Annotated in this window: 14 protein-coding genes; 4 read left to right on the top strand and 10 right to left on the bottom strand. The window is 53.8% G+C overall.

The genetic code is table 11. The features are described 5' to 3' along the window. Window positions 1-16 precede the first annotated feature (16 nt). Genes glpC through glpA form a run of 3 tightly spaced genes read right to left on the bottom strand, consistent with a single transcriptional unit; the run spans window position 17 to window position 4,075 of the window. Window positions 17-1,207 (bottom strand): anaerobic glycerol-3-phosphate dehydrogenase subunit GlpC, encoded by a 1,191-nt coding sequence (gene glpC, locus GTGU_RS10620; protein WP_038156570.1) that lies wholly within the window; start codon window positions 1,205-1,207, stop codon window positions 17-19. Next, window positions 1,204-2,463, bottom strand: a complete 1,260-nt coding sequence (gene glpB / locus GTGU_RS10615; RefSeq protein WP_038156568.1) for a glycerol-3-phosphate dehydrogenase subunit GlpB — start codon at window positions 2,461-2,463, stop codon at window positions 1,204-1,206. The genes glpC and glpB overlap by 4 nt, the downstream gene beginning before the upstream one ends. Then, window positions 2,453-4,075 (bottom strand): anaerobic glycerol-3-phosphate dehydrogenase subunit A, encoded by a 1,623-nt coding sequence (gene glpA / locus GTGU_RS10610; RefSeq protein ID WP_038156701.1) that lies wholly within the window; start codon window positions 4,073-4,075, stop codon window positions 2,453-2,455. Before glpA ends, glpB begins: the two co-directional genes overlap by 11 nt. A gap of 278 nt (window positions 4,076-4,353) precedes the next feature. Here glpA and glpT point away from each other — a divergent pair, with 278 nt between their 5' ends. Together glpT and glpQ are read left to right on the top strand one after the other, a co-directional pair. Beyond that, entirely contained in the window at window positions 4,354-5,709 is a 1,356-nt protein-coding gene (gene glpT, locus GTGU_RS10605; RefSeq protein WP_038156566.1) for a glycerol-3-phosphate transporter, read from the top strand. Window positions 5,710-5,719: 10 nt separating this feature from the next. After that, complete coding sequence (gene glpQ, locus GTGU_RS10600; protein WP_038156564.1) at window positions 5,720-6,790, top strand: glycerophosphodiester phosphodiesterase; 1,071 nt, start codon at window positions 5,720-5,722, stop codon at window positions 6,788-6,790. Between the two features lie 28 nt (window positions 6,791-6,818). Here glpQ and yfaE read toward each other — a convergent pair whose 3' ends face one another. From yfaE to ubiG, 4 genes are all read right to left on the bottom strand, one after another. Continuing rightward, window positions 6,819-7,073 carry a class I ribonucleotide reductase maintenance protein YfaE gene (gene yfaE, locus GTGU_RS10595; RefSeq protein WP_038156563.1) on the bottom strand — a complete coding sequence of 85 codons (255 nt, stop codon included), beginning with the start codon at window positions 7,071-7,073 and terminating at the stop codon, window positions 6,819-6,821. Continuing rightward, window positions 7,073-8,203, bottom strand: coding sequence for a class Ia ribonucleoside-diphosphate reductase subunit beta (gene nrdB, locus GTGU_RS10590; protein ID WP_038156699.1), 1,131 nt, complete (start codon window positions 8,201-8,203; stop codon window positions 7,073-7,075). The genes yfaE and nrdB overlap by 1 nt, the downstream gene beginning before the upstream one ends. A 100-nt stretch (window positions 8,204-8,303) precedes the next feature. Then, on the bottom strand, window positions 8,304-10,589 hold the full coding sequence (gene nrdA / locus GTGU_RS10585; RefSeq protein ID WP_038156560.1) for a class 1a ribonucleoside-diphosphate reductase subunit alpha: 2,286 nt from the start codon (window positions 10,587-10,589) through the stop codon (window positions 8,304-8,306). 344 nt (window positions 10,590-10,933) lie between these two features. After that, window positions 10,934-11,662, bottom strand: coding sequence for a bifunctional 2-polyprenyl-6-hydroxyphenol methylase/3-demethylubiquinol 3-O-methyltransferase UbiG (ubiG, locus tag GTGU_RS10580; RefSeq protein ID WP_038156558.1), 729 nt, complete (start codon window positions 11,660-11,662; stop codon window positions 10,934-10,936). A 132-nt stretch (window positions 11,663-11,794) separates the two neighbouring features. On the opposite strand from ubiG, the gene gyrA reads away from it, so the two are divergent. Continuing rightward, a complete protein-coding gene (gene gyrA / locus GTGU_RS10575) occupies window positions 11,795-14,431 on the top strand; it encodes a DNA topoisomerase (ATP-hydrolyzing) subunit A (RefSeq protein ID WP_038156556.1) in 2,637 nt (878 codons plus the stop codon). Window positions 14,432-14,549: 118 nt separating this feature from the next. Then, the gene (gene rcsC, locus GTGU_RS10570; protein ID WP_038156697.1) at window positions 14,550-17,396 is read left to right on the top strand and encodes a two-component system sensor histidine kinase RcsC; all 2,847 of its coding nucleotides are present in this window, start codon (window positions 14,550-14,552) and stop codon (window positions 17,394-17,396) included. Window positions 17,397-17,444: 48 nt separating this feature from the next. Here rcsC and rcsB read toward each other — a convergent pair whose 3' ends face one another. From rcsB to xisR, 3 genes are all read right to left on the bottom strand, one after another. Further along, complete coding sequence (gene rcsB / locus GTGU_RS10565; RefSeq protein WP_038156553.1) at window positions 17,445-18,095, bottom strand: response regulator transcription factor RcsB; 651 nt, start codon at window positions 18,093-18,095, stop codon at window positions 17,445-17,447. A gap of 44 nt (window positions 18,096-18,139) precedes the next feature. Beyond that, on the bottom strand, window positions 18,140-19,429 hold the full coding sequence (locus GTGU_RS10560; RefSeq protein WP_038156551.1) for a tyrosine-type recombinase/integrase: 1,290 nt from the start codon (window positions 19,427-19,429) through the stop codon (window positions 18,140-18,142). 64 nt (window positions 19,430-19,493) lie between these two features. Then, the coding region (gene xisR / locus GTGU_RS10555) for an excisionase family protein (RefSeq protein ID WP_072011957.1) at window positions 19,494-19,655 on the bottom strand (162 nt) is incomplete at its 5' end.

The following is a 19,655-nucleotide window of genomic DNA, read 5'->3' as shown; positions in this document are numbered from 1 at the left end:
TGGCGGACGTTGACGCTCAGGCCAGCGCCTGAGCCAGCAGTGTTATCGGATGTTCGCAGCGCTTGCTGGTGGACATTTCAATCTGCCATTTACAGGTTTCGCAATCGGTGATCACCAGGTCCGCGCCACTCTGTTCAATCTGCTGAAATAGCGGTGCGCCGATGGCCTGCGAGGTGGGGTAGTTCTCTGATTTAAAACCGTAGGTTCCGGCAATTCCGCAGCACTGCGAATCCAGCACGGTCAGTTCAAGGCCGGGGATCTGACGAAGTAGCTCAAGGGTATAGAGCGACCAGCCCATTTTTTCCATATGACATGGCGTGTGATACACCACTTTCAGCGGTAATGGCTTCAGCGGCAGCGTCTGTCCCGCATCCAGCTTGCGCCAGATCCAGCGCGTCGCCAGCTCAATGTGCTGACGCAATCCGCTGTTATCCACATCCAGCAAATGCGGGTATTCGTCACGCAGGGTAAAGGTGCAGGTCGAGGAGGTGGCAATGACCGGGATCTGCTTGTCGATGATCGCTTCACGCATTGAGGCCACATTAGTGAGTGCCTGCTTGCGGGCTTTATCCGTAAAACCATTAGCAATCAGCGGCACGCCGCAGCATTTTTCTTTACTCAACAACTGTACGCCGGTGCCCATCGCGTTGAGCACGCGGATCATGTCTTTTCCGAGTTGCGGATGGTTGTAGTTGACGTAACAGCCATGGAAAAACGCCACCTGATCGGCAAACGCGGCCTGTTCAGCGGCTATGCTGCGATACCAGCGGCGGAAGGTACCGAAGCCATATTTCGGTAGCGTCCGGCGATGATCAATTTTCAGCGCGAAATCCAGTAACTGGCGCACCGGTTTGAGGCCGGTGGTGGCGTTGATGAGCGGCGCAAAGGGCGTGGAGAGCGTACCCATTAAATCGGTATGGCTGAGGATGGTGTCGCGCAACGTCGGTTTTTGCGTGCTGTACTGCGCTCGTGCGCGCTGGATGATGTCGCCAATTTTCACGTCAGACGGGCAGGCGACTTCGCAGCGCTTACAGTTGATGCAATATTTCAGCGCGTCGTCGTACAACGCGCCGTCTTTAATGCGCAAACGCTCGCCGTCCGGGCCTGCCTGTTTTGGCCCCGGATAGCCCGGTTTGACCCGGCTTACCGGGCAGGCCGTCGTGCAGACGGTACACTTAATGCAGCTTTCGAAGCGGGTATCGTTCATGACTGGCCTCCTGCCAGGGAGATAATTTGCCGGGCCACATGTTGAGCCGTGATGGCGCTGACACCGCCGCCACAACCAAGCTGAATGGCATCGAAACCGCCGATAAGCGATCCCACGGCAAACAGATTCGTAAACGTGGCGCCGTTCTGCGTCGGATGCAGATTGTCATCCGTGACGAGACCGAAACGTTGCCAGGGCTGAGAGGCAAAGAAATCCTGCTGATACCAGTCGCTGCGCGATGCCACCTGTTGCACATCCAGCCCGAGGATCGGTTCCCGGACACCGGTGCGCGTGGCGACCAGACCATTGCTGAAAAAGCTACCGCTGGCCAGCACGGTGAAACGTGTGCGCAGCGGAATATCGTCGTGATTGCGCGTCCACACAGCGCTGACGCTGCCGTCCTGATGACTTACTTTCACCACTTCATCACCTGCAAGCCAGGTGCCCCCTGTCTGGATAAACTGATGCTGTAATGCGCCATGCAGACGCATGCCTGGCACCGAAGGCGGCAGTGTCGGCAGCAGACGAAGCGGGCAGGGAAGACGCTCGTTAAGCCACTGCCACAGGCGTGAATTTTGCAGACCAAAGCAGGCAGGCATGAGCAACAAGTCGCGCTCCTGCGCCAGAGGTACCAGCGCCGCCAGCAATACCGGCCAGGCGGGTTCTTCATCCAGCACACGAGCAATATTTGCCGCGCGGAATTCGGTGGGGCTGTCGCGCAGCACGTCCAGTTCCGGCAGGTCTATCTCCAGCGTTTCAGTCTGCAAACCGCGCTGATTCAGCGAGGCGGCGGCGAGGTGGGGTTGAAAATCGAGAAAACCGCTGATGCCGACAATGCCGATACGTTTGCCTGGCAGGGGCATCACCGGTACCTCGGCTGGGCTGAGCCAGGCGCTGCGAAGCGTGCCGAGCGGCGTGATGCGTTGATGATGCTGCGTGGCGCTACCCTGCATGGGCACGCCACACCAGCGCAGCAGTTGTTCGGTCTCCTGCGCGTAGTTCATCACATTTTCAATGCCGATCCGGGCATAGGGATGCTCCGGCATCATCGTGACCAGCTTTTCCAGTCCGCGGCGAGTGTCGGTGACCGCGTCGCCGTCCGGCAGCGCAGAGAGCAGATCCAGCGAACCTGATGAGAAGTGTAATGCGCTTTGCCCGCGGCTGACGATGGCACAACGCAGTCCGTGCTGGCTCAGCGTCAGCCCACAGAGCAATCCGGCCAGGCCGCCGCCAATAATCACCGTATCAAATTTCATCCTGATGCTCCTTTTGCAGGCCGCACAGACCAAGGTAAACCCAGCGGGTGAATTCGCTTTCGCGCAGCGCATCGCCCCAGGCGACCGGTTGCACGCCTTTCCAGCGCTCGTTAAGGAACTGCGACAATTGCGTCAGGGATTGTGCCGGAGTGCTGACGTTGAAGCGCTGTAACAGCCCGGCGGCGCGACAGGCGCACAGTTCGCCCTGGCAGGTGCCCATGCCGACGCGGGTGCGGCGACGCAAATCAAGCAGGTTTTTCACCGCCAGATTCTCCACCGCATACTGCACTTCACCTGCGGTTACGGCTTCGCATTCGCAGACCAGACTGCGGTGCTGACGTGAATCGCCCAGCCAGACGGGTGTGCGATCACCGTGCCGGTAAACCGCAGAGCCGCGCAGCGGCGTCGGCAGGGAAACAATCTTGCGCAACGTGGTTTCCGCCGGTTCCTGCGAGCCGGGTAGCGGGTGTTCGGCGGTGGTGCAGGTGGCGTTATTACCGAGCTTACGGCAAATCAGGTCGGTCGCCCATTCAGCCATCAGGCGGTAGGTCATCAGCTTGCCGCCGGTGATGGTGACAAAGCCCTCCATGCCGTCGCGTTTCGCGTGATCGAGCAGCACAATACCCCGGCTGACGTTGCGTCCGGACGGATCGTCATCGCTTGCGACCAGTGGGCGGACACCTGAATAGGCGCGCAGCACGCGCGCATGCGCCATTACCGGTGCCAGTTTTTCGCCTTCGCGCAGCAAAATGTCCACTTCCGCAGGTGTGACGCGATTGTCGTCGATATCATCGTAATCAATATGTACCGATGTGGTGCCGATGAGCGAAATGGTATCGCCAGGCACCAGGATGTCGGCATCGGCCGGTTTACGGCAGCGGTTGATCACATGCTGGTTAATGCGATGGTCGAGGATCAGCAGTGACCCTTTCGCCGGGAACATACGGATTTTCAGGTCGGCATATTCCGCAATTCGTTGTCCCCATATCCCGGCGGCGTTAATCACTACTGCCGCATATAGAGTCAGCGTTTCGTGGCTGTTATGGTTCCATAATGTCACGCCGCGCACGCGGTCGCCTTCACGCACCAGCCCGGTGACTTCGCAGCCGGTGAGAATGGTGGCGCCATGTTCGCGGGCGTCAAGCATGTTCGCCGCTGTCAACCGGAAGGGGTCGACCGTGCCGTCCGGTACTCTGACGGCACCCGTTAAGGTCGGGTTGACTGCGGGTTCAATGCGTCGCGCCTGTGCAGGCGTTAGCGCTTCTGCTTCAATGCCTGCTCGCAGACAGGCGGCAATAAATGTGCTCTGGAACGCCAGGTCGTCTTCCGGCAGGGTGATGAACAAACCGTTAGTGGGTTCAATGCAGTGGCGTGCAATGCGCTTGAGGATCTGGTTTTCAGCGATACATTCGCGCGCCGACTCGCTGTCTGTAACGGCATATCGCGCACCGCTGTGCAGCAATCCATGGTTGCGTCCGGTGGCGCCAGTGGCGATATCAAAACGTTCGACCAGCACTGCCCGCAGGCCGCGCAGGGCGCAGTCGCGGGCAATGCCTGCGCCAGTGGCGCCGCCGCCGATAATGATGACATCGCTTTCACGGGTATCAGGCATCATTGTTGTTATCCCTCATGATTTTCCTGATTTTCATTTAGCCACAAAAAAAGTGTGCATTGTTTGATTTCGAGCACATTCGAGCAATAAACGAAAATGAAACGTGATTCCGTGCTCATAATGGAACCTTTCGTCATAAATCTGTAACAATTTGTGCGATGTTTCACAGTAACGCTAAGCCAAATCTCTTACCATCGCGGCTATAAATTTTAACCTCCTGAATTTACTTGCTTTTCATGGGGTTATTATCACAAGCAAAAAGGGCCACGGAGGCTATCATGTTGAGCATTTTTAAACCCGCACCGCATAAAGCGCGCGTGCCTGAAGCGCAGGTTGATCCGCTTTATCGTCGCTTGCGCTGGCAAATTTTTCTGGGGATTTTCTTCGGCTATGCCGCGTATTACCTGGTTCGTAAGAACTTTGCTCTGGCAATGCCTTATCTTGTCGAACAGGGTTTTTCTCGCGGCGATCTCGGCTTTGCGCTGTCCGGGATCTCCATCGCTTACGGATTTTCGAAATTCATCATGGGGTCGGTGTCTGACCGTTCGAATCCGCGCATTTTCCTGCCAGCGGGGCTGATTCTGGCTGCGGCCGTGATGCTGGTAATGGGCTTTGTACCCTGGGCCACCTCAAGCATCATGATCATGTTTGTTCTGCTGTTCCTCTGCGGATGGTTCCAGGGCATGGGCTGGCCGCCGTGCGGTCGTACCATGGTGCACTGGTGGTCGCAGAAGGAGCGCGGCGGTATCGTGTCGGTGTGGAACTGCGCGCATAACGTCGGTGGCGGGATCCCGCCGTTACTGTTCCTGCTCGGGATGGCGTGGTTTAACGACTGGCATGCGGCGTTGTATATGCCTGCCTTTGGCGCAATCATCGTGGCACTCTTCGCTTTCGCGATGATGCGTGATACCCCACAATCCTGCGGTTTACCGCCGATTGAAGAGTATAAAAACGACTACCCGGACGACTACAGCGAGAAGCACGAAGAAGAGCTGACCGCGAAGCAGATCTTCATGCAATACGTTCTGCCGAACAAGCTGCTGTGGTACATCGCGATTGCCAACGTGTTCGTTTATCTGTTGCGCTACGGCATTCTCGACTGGTCACCGACCTATCTGAAAGAGGTGAAGCATTTTGCGCTGGATAAATCGTCCTGGGCTTACTTCCTCTATGAATATGCCGGGATCCCTGGCACGCTGATTTGCGGCTGGATGTCGGACAAAGTGTTCAGAGGTAACCGTGGCGCAACTGGCGTGTTCTTCATGACGCTGGTGACGATTGCGACTATCGTTTACTGGATGAACCCGGCGGGCAATCCGACCGTCGATATGGTGTGTATGATTGTCATCGGCTTCCTGATTTATGGTCCGGTTATGCTGATTGGTCTTCATGCGCTTGAACTGGCACCGAAAAAAGCCGCAGGGACAGCAGCTGGTTTCACCGGGTTGTTCGGTTATCTTGGCGGGTCGGTCGCGGCAAGCGCTATCGTGGGCTATACCGTTGACTTCTTCGGCTGGGATGCGGGCTTCTATGTCATGATCGGCGGCAGCATTCTGGCGGTATTGCTGTTAGTCATCGTTATGTTTGGCGAAAAACGTCACCATCAGGAACTGTTGGCGAAACGCGGCGAATAAGGAGATTCAAATGAAATTCACTCGTAATTCACTGACTATCGGCCTGTTGTTGGCCGGTGCGGTCAGCAGCTTCACCGCAGTGGCGGCGGAGACGATAGTCATCGCCCACCGTGGCGCCAGCGGGTATCTGCCAGAACATACGCTACCCGCGAAAGCGATGGCATATGCGCAGGGGGCGGATTACCTCGAGCAGGATCTGGTGATGACCAAAGATAACCGGCTGGTGGTGCTGCATGATCATTACCTCGACCGTGTGACTGATGTTGCCGAACGTTTTCCGAATCGCGCCCGTAAGGACGGGCGTTATTACGCGATCGACTTTACGCTGGACGAAATCAAATCGCTGAAGTTTACCGAAGGGTTTGATCTCGTGAACGGCAAGAAAGTGCAGGTTTTTCCGGGTCGTTTCCCGATGGGGAAATCCGATTTCCGTGTTCATACCTTTGAAGAGGAAATTGAGTTTGTTCAGGGCCTGAACCACTCGACTGGCAAGAATATCGGTATCTACCCGGAAATCAAAGCGCCATGGTTCCATCATCAGGAAGGTAAGGACATCGCCTCCACCACGCTGGAAGTACTGAAAAAGTACGGGTACACCAGCAAGAACGACAAAGTCTATCTGCAGTCTTTTGATGCCGACGAACTCAAGCGCATCAAAAATGAGCTTGAGCCGAAGATGGGCATGAACCTGAATCTGGTGCAGCTCATCGCCTATACCGACTGGAATGAAACGCAGCAGAAACAGCCGGACGGCAAATGGATCAACTACAGCTACGACTGGATGTTTAAACCAGGCGCAATGGCGCAGATTGCAAAATATGCTGACGGCATTGGTCCGGACTACCACATGCTGGTGGCGGAAGGGTCAACGGCGGGGAATGTGAAACTGACGGAGATGGCAAAAGAGGCGCACGCCAGCAAGATGCAGGTCCACCCGTATACCGTACGGGCAGACCAGTTGCCGGAGTACACCACCGATGTCAACCAGCTGTATGACGTGCTGTACAATCAGGCGAAGGTCGATGGCGTCTTTACCGACTTCCCGGACAAAGCAGTACAATTTCTGAATAAAAAACCATAATGAGAAAAGGGTCCACAAGGACCCTTTTTTACATCTCGATTTCGATATCGCCTTTCGCCCGGCAGCAACAGGGCAAAATTTCCCCTTCGTTGATAAGCGCCAGCGGCTCGGTGAGCCAGTCTACTTGCCCGGCGACCAGACGACAGCGACAGGAGCCACAGTAACCTTCTCGGCACTGATACTCCACCGCAACCCGGTGCGACTCCAGCGTCGCCAGCAGTGAAGGATGCTCGTCCTGGCACACCAGTTGGGTACCGGACCGGCTCAGGGTAATACGGCTCATCAGAGCTGGAAGCTGCTCAGATCGTCAGTATCGACTTCAGAGTCAATCTGACCGACCAGATAAGAGCTGACTTCCACTTCCTGCGGCGCCACCTGTACGTTATCAGACACCAGCCAGGTGTTGATCCACGGAATCGGGTTAGAACGCGTCTGGAAAGGCAGATCCAGCCCTACAGCCTGCATACGAATATTGGTGATGTACTCAACGTACTGGCACAGGATATCTTTGTTCAGGCCGATCATGGAACCGTCACGGAACAGATAATCTGCCCACTCTTTCTCCTGCTGCGCCGCTTCCACGAACAGCTTATAGCTCTCTTCTTTGCACTCCTCGGCAATCTGCGCCATTTCCGGGTCATCCGCACCGGAGCGCAGCAGATTCAGCATGTGCTGTGTGCCGGTCAGGTGCAGCGCTTCGTCGCGGGCGATGAGGCGGATAATCTTGGCGTTGCCTTCCATCAGTTCACGCTCGGCGAAAGCGAAGGAGCAGGCGAAGCTGACGTAAAAACGGATCGCTTCCAGCGCGTTAACGCTCATCAGACACAGATAGAGCTTTTTCTTCAGCTCACGCAGATTCACGGTCACGGTTTTGCCGTTGACGGTGTGCGTGCCTTCACCCAGCAGATGCCAGTAGCTGGTCAGCTCGATCAGATCATCGTAGTAGCAGGAGATGCCCTCGGCGCGTTTTTTGATCTGCTCGTTGGTGACGATATCGTCAAACACAATCGCCGGATCGTTAACGATATTGCGAATAATATGGGTGTAAGAGCGGGAGTGGATCGTTTCCGAAAATGCCCAGGTTTCCACCCAGGTTTCAAGTTCCGGGATGGAGATCAGCGGTAACAACGCCACGTTCGGGCTGCGGCCCTGAATGGAGTCGAGCAACGTCTGGTACTTCAGGTTGCTGATGAAAATATGTTTTTCGTGTTCCGGCAGCGCCTGATAGTCGATACGGTCACGTGAGACGTCAACCTCTTCCGGACGCCAGAAGAAGGAGAGCTGCTTTTCAATCAGCTTTTCGAAAATGTCATATTTTTGCTGATCGTAGCGAGCCACGTTAACCGGCTGACCAAAGAACATCGGCTCTTTAAGCTGATCATTTTTCGTCTGTGAAAAAGTGGTATATGCCATTGAAGTGAGTCCTGTTAAGGTTTTATTGCCCGGCGTCACTGCGTTTGCCGGGCCTGCAAAACCGTAGGCCGGGTAAGCAAAGCGCCACCCGGCAAAATGCTTAAATCTTACATGCGCCGCTTTCGCAACCATCATCCTGAATGGAGGGTGCCAGATCGTCCTGTGCATCTTCCGCACCGTCGCGGGTGTTCTGATAGTACAGAGTTTTCACGCCAAATTTATAGGCGGTGAGCAAGTCTTTCAGCAACTGCTGCATTGGCACTTTTCCTGACGGGAAACGTGTCGGGTCATAGTTGGTATTGGCAGAGATCGACTGATCGATGAACTTCTGCATGATACCGACCAATTGCAGGTAACCGTCGTTATTCGGCATTTCCCACAACAGCTCGTAGTTGTTTTTCAGATGCTCATAATCTGGCACTACCTGGCGCAGAATGCCGTCTTTTGACGCTTTGATGCTGACATGACCGCGCGGCGGCTCAATCCCGTTGGTGGCATTAGAGATCTGCGATGACGTTTCAGACGGCATCAGGGCAGAAAGCGTAGAGTTACGCAGGCCGTGGGTTTTGATGGACTCACGCAGGGCTTCCCAGTCGTAATGCAGCGGCTCGTTAGTGATCGCATCCAGGTCTTTCTTATAGGTGTCGATCGGCAGAATGCCCTGCGAGTAAGTGGTTTCGTTGAACCACGGGCAGGCACCTTGCTCGATAGCCAGTTCATTAGAGGCTTTCAGCAGATAATACTGGATCGCTTCGAATGTTTTGTGCGTCAGGTTGTTGGCGCTGCCGTCGGAATAACGTTTGCCGTTTTTCGCCAGCCAGTAAGCAAAGTTGATCACGCCAATGCCGAGCGTACGGCGACCCATCGCGCCACGTTTCGCCGCCGGGATCGGGTAATCCTGATAGTCGAGCAGGGCATCCAGCGCGCGGACGGCGAGAACCGCCAGCTCCTCCAGCTCGTCCAGATTCTGAATCGCACCGAGGTTAAAGGCAGAGAGCGTACACAGCGCAATTTCACCGCTTTCGTCATTTACATCTTCAAGCGGTTTGGTCGGCAGGGCGATTTCCAGACACAGGTTGGACTGGCGCACCGGCGCAACGACCGGGTCGAACGGGCTGTGGGTGTTGCAGTGGTCAACGTTCTGAATGTAGATACGGCCGGTGGAAGCGCGTTCCTGCATCATCAGCGAGAACAGGTCAACCGCTTTCACGCGCTGCTTGCGAATGCTGTCGTCTTTCTCGTATTGCGTGTACAGGCGCTCGAACTCGTCCTGATCGGCGAAAAAGGCGTCATACAGGCCAGGGACGTCGGACGGACTGAACAGCGTAATCTCATCCCCTTTCAGCAGACGGGTATACATCAGTTTGTTGATCTGTACGCCGTAGTCCATGTGACGGACGCGGTTGCCTTCCACGCCACGGTTGTTTTTCAGCACCAGCAGGCTTTCCACTTCCAGATGCCACATCGGGTAGAAGAGGGTAGCCGCACCGCCGCGCACACCACCCTGCGAGCAGGATTTCACTGCCGTCTGGAAGTGCTTATAGAACGGAATACAACCGGTATGGAACGCTTCACCGCCGCGGATCGGGCTACCGAGCGCACGGATGCGTCCGGCGTTAATGCCGATACCGGCGCGCTGGGAAACGTATTTCACAATCGCGCTGGAGGTGGCGTTGATGGAATCCAGACTGTCACCGCACTCGATCAGCACGCAAGAGCTGAACTGACGGGTCGGGGTACGCACGCCGGACATGATCGGCGTCGGCAACGAAATTTTAAAGGTGGACACCGCGTCATAAAAACGCTTCACGTAGTCCAGACGCGTTTCACGCGGGTAGTTCGAGAACAGGCAGGCGGCCACCAGAATATACAGGAACTGCGCGCTTTCGTAGATTTCGCCAGTAACGCGGTTCTGTACCAGGTATTTCCCTTCCAGTTGCTTAACCGCCGCGTAAGAGAAGTTCATATCACGCCAGTGATCAATAAAACCGTCCATCTGCTGGAACTCTTCCACGGAGTAGTCTTCCAGCAGATGATGGTCATATTTGCCGAGCTCAACCATCTTCACGACGTGGTCGTACAGCGCAGGTGGTTCAAACTGGCCGTAAGCTTTTTTGCGCAGATGGAAAATTGCCAGTCGCGCCGCCAGGTATTGATAATCTGGTGCGTCGCGGGAGATCAGGTCTGCAGCGGCTTTGATGATGGTTTCATGAATATCGGCGGTTTTTATGCCGTCATAAAACTGGATATGGGAACGCAGTTCAACCTGAGAAATCGAGACGTTATTCAGTCCCTCTGCTGCCCAATCCAGTACCCGATGGATTTTATCGAGATTGATGCGTTCAGTACTACCATCACGCTTTGTCACCAGCAGACTCTGATTCATGTGGTTCCTACCTGTCTGAAATGAATAGTATCCCCGGTTTATCCACAGATGGCCTTTGTGACTAACTCTGTGGATAAATACTACATATAGGGGTTCTTTGAATAATTAAACGCTATATGGTGAGTATTCTAGTAAGGATTCTTTTCAGTACAAGAGTTGATTTTGAGGTTAAATTGAGGTTGCGAAAGGGTAATAATCGCTAAGTCCTCGCCACATAAGGGTTGGCGGTGATGTCAATATTCTGCAAAAAAAAATGAAAATTTGATCAAGTGCTGATTTCTTCAACGAGACGAGAAACTTGCGCAGGCGAAACTGCGCAAGTTTTATAAGAAAAACTGATATCTTTAGTCGAATTTCGCTGTGGTATGCAACATATAGTTAACATCCACGCCAGGCGCTAACTTAAAAGTATTGGTCAGAGGATTGTAATGCAGACCGGTGATGTGCTGCTCTTTCAGCGAGGTCTGATCCACCCAGTGTAACAACTCCGCCGGTTTGATAAATTTCTTCGCATCGTGCGTACCTTTAGGCACCATGCCCATCACATACTCTGCCGCCACCACAGCCATTAACCACGCTTTACCGTTACGATTAATGGTAGAGAAAAAAACATGACCGCCCGGTTTTACCAGCTGCGCGCAGGCGCGTACCACGGATTGCGGGTCGGGGACGTGTTCGAGCATTTCCATACAGGTGACTACGTCATACTGTCGCGCGTGTTTTACCGCATGCTCTTCGACGGTTTCCTGAACGTACTCGACATCAATGCCTGTTTCCAGCGCATGCAGACGCGCGACCTGCAACGGTTCGAAGCCCATATCCAGCCCGGTGGTGATAGCGCCTTCGCGCGCCATACTCTCCGCCAGGATCCCGCCGCCGCAGCCGACATCAAGAATTTTCTTGCCGAACAGGCCGCCGGAACGCTCTGCAATATAGCCCAGACGCAGTGGGTTGATACGATGCAGGGGCTTAAACTCTCCGTCGAGATCCCACCAGCGGGACGCCACCGCTTCGAATTTTGCAATCTCTTCATGGTCAACGTTGTGAGCCGCCTGAGGTTTTTCGGCATTCATGGGCGCTTTTACTCCGTAATTTAAAGACGATGAAGTATATCAGGTTAGTAAAGCAAATTGGTTTATAACCCTGCGGGTGTGTTATAATTTGCGACCTTTGAATCCGGGATACAGTAGAGGGAAAGCGGTTAGATGAGCGACCTTGCGAGAGAAATTACACCGGTTAACATCGAGGAAGAGCTGAAGAGCTCCTACCTGGATTATGCGATGTCGGTGATTGTTGGCCGTGCGCTGCCGGATGTCCGAGATGGTCTTAAGCCGGTACACCGTCGCGTGCTTTACGCCATGAACGTATTGGGCAATGACTGGAATAAAGCCTACAAAAAGTCTGCCCGTGTCGTGGGTGACGTCATCGGTAAATACCATCCCCACGGTGATTCCGCGGTATATGACACCATTGTTCGTATGGCGCAGCCGTTTTCGCTGCGTTACATGCTGGTGGATGGTCAGGGTAACTTCGGTTCCATCGACGGCGACTCTGCGGCGGCAATGCGTTACACGGAAATCCGTCTGGCGAAAATTGCCCATGAGCTAATGGCTGATCTCGATAAAGAGACAGTCGATTTTGTGGATAACTATGACGGCACGGAACAAATTCCGGACGTCATGCCCACTAAAATCCCTAACCTGCTGGTGAACGGTTCTTCCGGTATCGCCGTTGGGATGGCCACTAACATTCCACCACATAACCTGACGGAAGTGATCAACGGCTGCCTGGCGTACATCGAAGATGAAAACATCAGCATTGAAGGGCTGATGGAACATATTCCGGGGCCGGATTTCCCGACTGCCGCCATTATCAATGGTCGTCGTGGTATTGAAGAGGCCTATCGTACAGGTCGTGGCAAAATCTACATTCGCGCCCGTGCGGAAGTCGAAACTGACGCCAAATCCGGCCGCGAAACGATCATCGTTCACGAAATTCCGTATCAGGTGAACAAAGCGCGCCTGATCGAAAAAATTGCCGAGCTGGTGAAAGACAAACGCGTGGAAGGCATCAGCGCGCTGCGCGACGAGTCTGATAAAGACGGTATGCGCATCGTCATCGAAGTCAAACGCGATGCGGTCGGTGAGGTGGTGCTGAACAACCTCTACTCTCAGACGCAGCTTCAGGTCTCTTTCGGTATCAACATGGTAGCATTGCACCATGGTCAACCGAAGATCATGAACCTGAAAGAGATCCTCGAAGCGTTTGTCCGTCACCGCCGTGAAGTGGTGACCCGTCGTACCATTTTCGAACTGCGTAAAGCCCGCGACCGTGCGCATATCCTCGAAGCGTTAGCTGTCGCGCTGGCGAACATCGACCCGATCATCGAGCTTATCCGCCACGCGCCGACGCCAGCGGAAGCGAAAGCCGGGTTGGTTGCACGTCCGTGGGATCTGGGCAACGTGGCGGCCATGCTGGAACGTGCTGGTGATGATGCGGCGCGCCCCGAGTGGCTGGAACCTGAGTTTGGCGTGCGTGACGGTCAGTACTACCTGACCGAACAGCAGGCCCAGGCGATTCTGGATCTGCGCCTGCAGAAACTGACCGGCCTTGAGCATGAAAAACTGCTCGACGAGTACAAAGAGTTGCTGGAGCAGATCGCTGAACTGCTGCATATCCTTGGCAGCGCTGATCGTCTGATGGAAGTGATCCGTGAAGAGCTGGAGCTGGTCCGCGATCAGTTCGGCGATGAACGCCGCACCGAAATCACCGCCAACAGCGCCGATATCAACATCGAAGATCTGATCAACCAGGAAGACGTTGTTGTCACTCTGTCGCATCAGGGCTATGTGAAGTATCAGCCGCTGACGGATTACGAAGCGCAGCGTCGTGGTGGTAAAGGGAAATCTGCTGCCCGTATTAAAGAAGAAGACTTTATCGACCGCCTGCTGGTGGCCAACACCCACGATACGATCCTCTGCTTCTCCAGCCGCGGTCGTCTCTACTGGATGAAAGTCTATCAGTTGCCGGAAGCGAGCCGTGGCGCTCGTGGCCGTCCGATCGTCAACCTGCTGCCGCTGGAAGCGAATGAGCGTATCACCGCTATCCTGCCGGTTCGTGAGTATGAAGAGGGCGTTAACGTCTTTATGGCGACTGCCAGCGGTACCGTGAAGAAAACCGCGCTGACCGAATTCAGCCGTCCGCGTTCTGCGGGCATCATCGCCGTTAACCTTAACGATGGCGACGAGCTGATTGGCGTTGATCTGACCTCCGGTTCTGACAACGTGATGCTGTTCTCTGCTGCCGGTAAAGTGGTGCGCTTCAAAGAGGATGCAGTGCGTGCGATGGGTCGTACCGCCACTGGCGTTCGCGGCATTAAACTGGCAGGTGAAGATAAAGTCGTCTCCCTGATCGTGCCGCGGGGCGAGGGTGCTATTCTGACCGTGACGCAAAACGGCTACGGTAAACGTACCGCTGAAACAGAATACCCGACCAAGTCTCGTGGGACGCAGGGCGTTATCTCTATCAAAGTGACTGAACGCAACGGCTCCGTAGTTGGCGCGGTACAGGTAGATGACTGTGACCAGATCATGATGATCACCGATGCCGGTACGCTGGTACGTACTCGCGTGTCTGAGATCAGCATCGTTGGCCGTAACACCCAGGGCGTTATTCTCATCCGTACCGCGGAAGATGAAAACGTGGTGGGTCTGCAGCGTGTTGCTGAACCGGTTGATGACGAAGAGCTGGATTCCATCGACGGCAGTGTGGCGGAAGGTGATGATGAAATCGCACCAGAAGCAGATACTGATGACGATGTTGCAGACGATGCCGATGAGTAATCGTCTGTAAAATGCAGTGAAAGGGCCGGTTGATACCGGCCCTTTATGTTTCGACGTTGCGGGACGTCCGTTTTGCCGCTACCTTAAGCACATCTTTCTGCATGCACACGGCCAAACGTTGAAATACCTTGTCTCTTTTCGCACCACTTTGAAAGTTTCCCGCTACCTCTTTCGGGCGCTGGCCTTGCTGCTCTGGCTGCTGATTGCCCTTGTGTCGGTGTTTTATATCGTCAACGCGCTGCATAGCAAAGAATCCGAAATCAGACAGGAATTTAACCTTAACTCCGATCAGGCGCAGCGCTACATCCAGCGCACCGCAGACGTCATGAAGCAGCTGAAATATATCGCCGAGAACCGCCTGACCGGCAACAATACAGGGCTGTTGTCACGTACCAACGGGCAGGAGCTCGATATCCCCGAATTTGAGCCGCTGTTTTCAGATTCTGACTGCGCCGCGACAGGCAATACCTGGCGCGGATCACTGGAATCGCTGGCGTGGTTTATGCGCTACTGGCGCGACAACTTCTCGTCGGCTTACGATCTCAACCGCGTGTTCCTGATCGGCAGCGATAACCTCTGTATGGCGAATTTCGGCCTGCGCGATATGCCTGTGGAGCGGGATCGGGTGCTGAAGACGCTACATGAGCGCATTGTGCAGTATCGCAATGCACCGCAGGATGAGCGGGGCAACAACCTGTTCTGGGTGAGTCAGGGCCCGCGTCCGGGCGTCGGCTACTTTTATGCGCTCACCCCGGTCTATCTGGCCAACCGTCTGCAGGCGCTGCTTGGTACAGAGCAGAGCATTCGCATGGAGAACTTCTTCACGCCAGGTAGCCTGCCGATGGGCGTGACGTTACTGGATGAAAGCGGTGAATCGCTGATCTCACTCACCGGCCCTGAAAATAAACTCAAAGTGGATCCGCGCTGGATGCAGGAGCGCTCGTGGTTTGGCTATACGTCCGGTTTCCGTGAACTGGTGTTGAAAAAGAGCCTTCCGCCGTCATCACTGAGTGTTGTCTACTCCGTGCCGGTAGATCAGGTACTTGAGCGCATCCGGATGCTGATCCTCAACGCCGTTCTGCTGAACGTGCTGGTGGGGATCGGACTGTTTACGCTGGCGCGAATGTATGAACGCCGTATTTTTATTCCGGCGGAAAACGATGCCCAGCGACTGGAAGAGCACGAGCAGTTTAACCGTAAAATCGTCGCTTCAGCGCCGGTGGGGATCTGTATCCTGCGCACCCAGGATGGCACCAATATTCTCAGTAACGAACTGGCACATAATTACCTCAACATGCTCACGCATGAGGATCGACAACGCCTGACGCAAATCATCTGCGGTCAGCAGGTTAACTTTGTTGATGTACTCACCAGCAATAACACCAACCTGCAAATCAGTTTTGTGCATTCACGCTATCGCAATGAGAACGTAGCGATCTGCGTGCTGGTCGATGTCAGCTCGCGCGTCAAAATGGAAGAGTCGCTGCAGGAGATGGCGCAGGCAGCAGAGCAGGCCAGCCAGTCAAAATCAATGTTCCTGGCGACGGTCAGTCACGAGTTGCGTACGCCGCTGTACGGGATTATCGGCAACCTTGACCTGTTGCAAACCAAAGAGCTACCGAAAGGGGTGGGGCGTCTGGTCACGGCGATGAACAACTCCTCCAGCCTGCTGCTGAAAATCATCAGCGATATCCTCGATTTCTCGAAAATTGAGTCTGAGCAGCTGAAAATCGAGCCACGGGAGTTTTCCCCGCGCGAAGTCATGAACCATATCACCGCCAACTATCTGCCGCTGGTGGTGCGTAAACAGCTCGGAATGTACTGCTTTATTGAGCCGGATGTGCCGCAGCAGATGTCAGGCGATCCGATGCGTTTGCAACAGGTCATCTCCAACCTGCTGAGTAATGCCATCAAGTTCACCGATGTGGGCTGCATTATTCTGCACGTGCGCTGCGTGGGAGATTACCTGAGCATCAGCGTGCGCGATACCGGCGTGGGGATCCCGGCGAAAGAGGTGGTACGGCTGTTTGATCCCTTCTTCCAGGTGGGTACCGGCGTGCAGCGCAATTTCCAGGGTACCGGGCTGGGGCTGGCAATCTGTGAGAAGCTGATCAGCATGATGGACGGCGATATCTCTGTAGATACTGAGCCGGGCATGGGCAGCCAGTTTACGGTCCGCATTCCGCTGTATGGCGTGCAGAATCTACCAGCACTGGCGCCGGACGGTCTGGAGCATAAACATTGCTGGCTGGCGGTGCGTAACGCGTCGCTGTACCAGTATCTGGCGTCGCTGCTGACCCATCGCGGGCTGACAGTGAGCCGTTACGAAGGTCAGCAGCCGGATGCGGACGATGTACTGATCACTGACGACGAGCCCGAACAGCCATGGCCTGGCAGAGCGGTGGTCATTTTCTGCCGTCGCCATATTGGTATTCCGCTGGAGCGTTCGCAAGGTGTCTGGCTGCAAAGCGTAGCGTCACCGCACGAACTGATTGCGCTGCTTGGCCGTATTTATCGCATTGCGGTGGAAAGTACGGACGCCACGACAACGCTGCCCGCCATGGAAACCGCTGCGGTCAATGATGACATGATGATCCTCGTGGTGGACGACCACCCGATTAACCGACGCCTGCTGGCCGACCAACTGAGCACGCTTGGCTATCAATGTAAAACGGCGAATGACGGCGTCGACGCGCTGAATGTACTCAGCAAGAACCATATTGATATCGTCCTGAGTGACGTCAACATGCCGAACATGGACGGCTATCGCCTCACGCAACGCATTCGGCAACTGGGACTGACGCTGCCAGTGGTGGGCGTCACAGCAAACGCGCTGGCGGAAGAAAAACAGCGTTGCATCGAGTCGGGAATGGACAGCTGCCTGTCAAAACCGGTGGTGCTGGATGTGTTAAGACAAACGCTGGCAGTGTATGCCGCGCGAGTCAGAAAGGCGAGGGAGTCGTAAGAGGCCCCCGGCAACCGTAATCTGCCGGGGGGACCTGAGAGATGAATTTTACTCTTTATCCGCAGGCGTCAGCGTGACGGAGGAGAGGTAGTTCAGCAGAGCAATATCGTTTTCCACCCCCAGCTTCATCATCGCCGATTTTTTCTGGCTACTGATGGTTTTGATGCTGCGGTTAAGCTTCTTGGCGATTTCGGTCACCAGGAAACCTTCAGCAAACAGGCGCAGGACTTCGCTCTCTTTTGGAGACAGGCGCTTGTCGCCGTAACCACCGGCGCTGATTTTTTCCAGCAGGCGGGAAACGCTTTCCGGGGTGAATTTTTTTCCTTTTTGCAGTGCCGCCAGTGCTTTCGGCAAGTCGGTCGGCGCACCCTGTTTCAGGACGATACCTTCGATATCCAGATCCAGCACGGCGCTAAGGATAGCCGGGTTGTTGTTCATGGTCAGAACAATAATGGACAGGCCAGGGAAGTGGCGTTTGATGTATTTGATCAACGTAATGCCATCACCGTACTTGTCTCCAGGCATGGAGAGGTCGGTGATCAGAACGTGCGCGTCCAGTTTAGGCAGGTTATTGATCAGTGCAGTGGAGTCTTCAAATTCGCCAACAACATTCACCCACTCGATTTGTTCAAGTGATTTGCGAATACCGAACAGTACAATCGGATGGTCATCGGCAATAATTACGTTCATATTGTTCATGTATTTGCACCTGTGGTATAAAGCTTTGATAACTATATTAATGTTTATATTTTTCTGAGCTTATGGGGCACTGATGGGACATTTTCACACAAATTTTGATTCAGTAATGTTATCTGAGACTGATTATTATCACTCATCCACGCACCATAAACATTGTATACCATCTGAGCATTTGCATGACCCATCTGATTTGCAATGAAGTTTGGGTTTGCTCCCGCAGCCAGCGACCAGCAGGCATAGGTATGTCTTGACTGATATGCTTTACGGTGTCGGATCCCGGCGCGTTTAATTGCAGATTCCCATGTTCTGTTGATGGAACTTACGGCATAGTGAAAACCAGATCGTTTAGTGCAGTCTGTTATTTGTGGATTGAAAACAAAGCTGCATGAGTGAGTGCTTGCCCGGCCATACTCCCGCAGCTTTACTTCAATCTGCTGTGGCTGACCGAGTCGCGTTAATTCAGCCTGGTTTCTCAGCACATTAATAGCAGGCTGAGTGAGCTGGATAACTCTGTCTGTCCCTGCATCTGTTTTTGGCAGATTAAACTCCTTCATCTGGGTATAGTTTCTTCTGACAGTCAGCGTTCCTGCTCTGAGATCGATATCCTCCCATGCAAGCCCGCATAATTCACCATGTCGCATGCCAGTATAAACAGCCAGTGACCAGAAGTTTTTTGTTTGCTGGTGGTAGCATGCTTCTATCAATCTGTTGAACTCCTCGCGGGATAACGGATCGGGTTCAACTTTTGCTTTTTTCAAAGAAGGAAGTCCTTCAAATGGATTTTTGACAATGTATCCATTATTCACAGCAAATTGAAACATTCCTGAAATAACAGTCATGTAAGTATTTACCGTAGGAACACTACGACCTTGTATAGGCATTATCTGATTCTTCTTTGAAAGGTGATATCCTGTCAGCAATTCTTTGCGAAAAACGAGAGCATTTTCCTGAGTTACTGATGCCGCCAGTTTTCTTCCGCCAAGAAGTTGCAGACAGTTTTTTATCACTGATTGATAGCGCCCCATGGTGTTTGCAGTTATCTCCATCTTTTTCAGCTCTAGCCATTTCACGGCAAGTTCTTTCACCGTAATATCCTTTTTCCCAAGACCAAAAAGCTTCAGATTTGGAGAGTTTGGAAACTGTGCAACATAGTCAAAACTCCCCATTCTGATGGAGAAACAGACAGAAGTACGCAGATCGCATGCCACTTTTCTGTTTCTGGCAGTATCAGGGATACCAAGATTTTCCCTGACTCGTTTACCTTTATAGTTGAACCATATGCGAAGACTTCCGCCATGATTTTCAACGCCAGTTGGATAAGAAACTTTACTCATCGATCCCTCCTGACGTCCAGGAGCGTTGAGATATTACAATTTTCATATGGGATAATCACCAATTTTATTGATTGGTTGCTTTTTGCGCTGATATCCAGGCGTCCACAGCTTTCCGGTTGTACATGCATTCGCTGGTAGGCTTTGGGTCACCTTCTGGCGAAACGTGCTTATATTCACGGCCAGGAAGCCATGAATTTTTTCTTGCGCGCGTGATGGTTCCACGCTT

This window comes from Trabulsiella guamensis ATCC 49490 (assembly GCF_000734965.1).
Classification (GTDB): Bacteria; Pseudomonadota; Gammaproteobacteria; order Enterobacterales; family Enterobacteriaceae; genus Trabulsiella; species Trabulsiella guamensis.
Note: the sequence above shows the minus strand (reverse complement) of the source record. Positions and strands in the feature narration are given on the sequence as shown.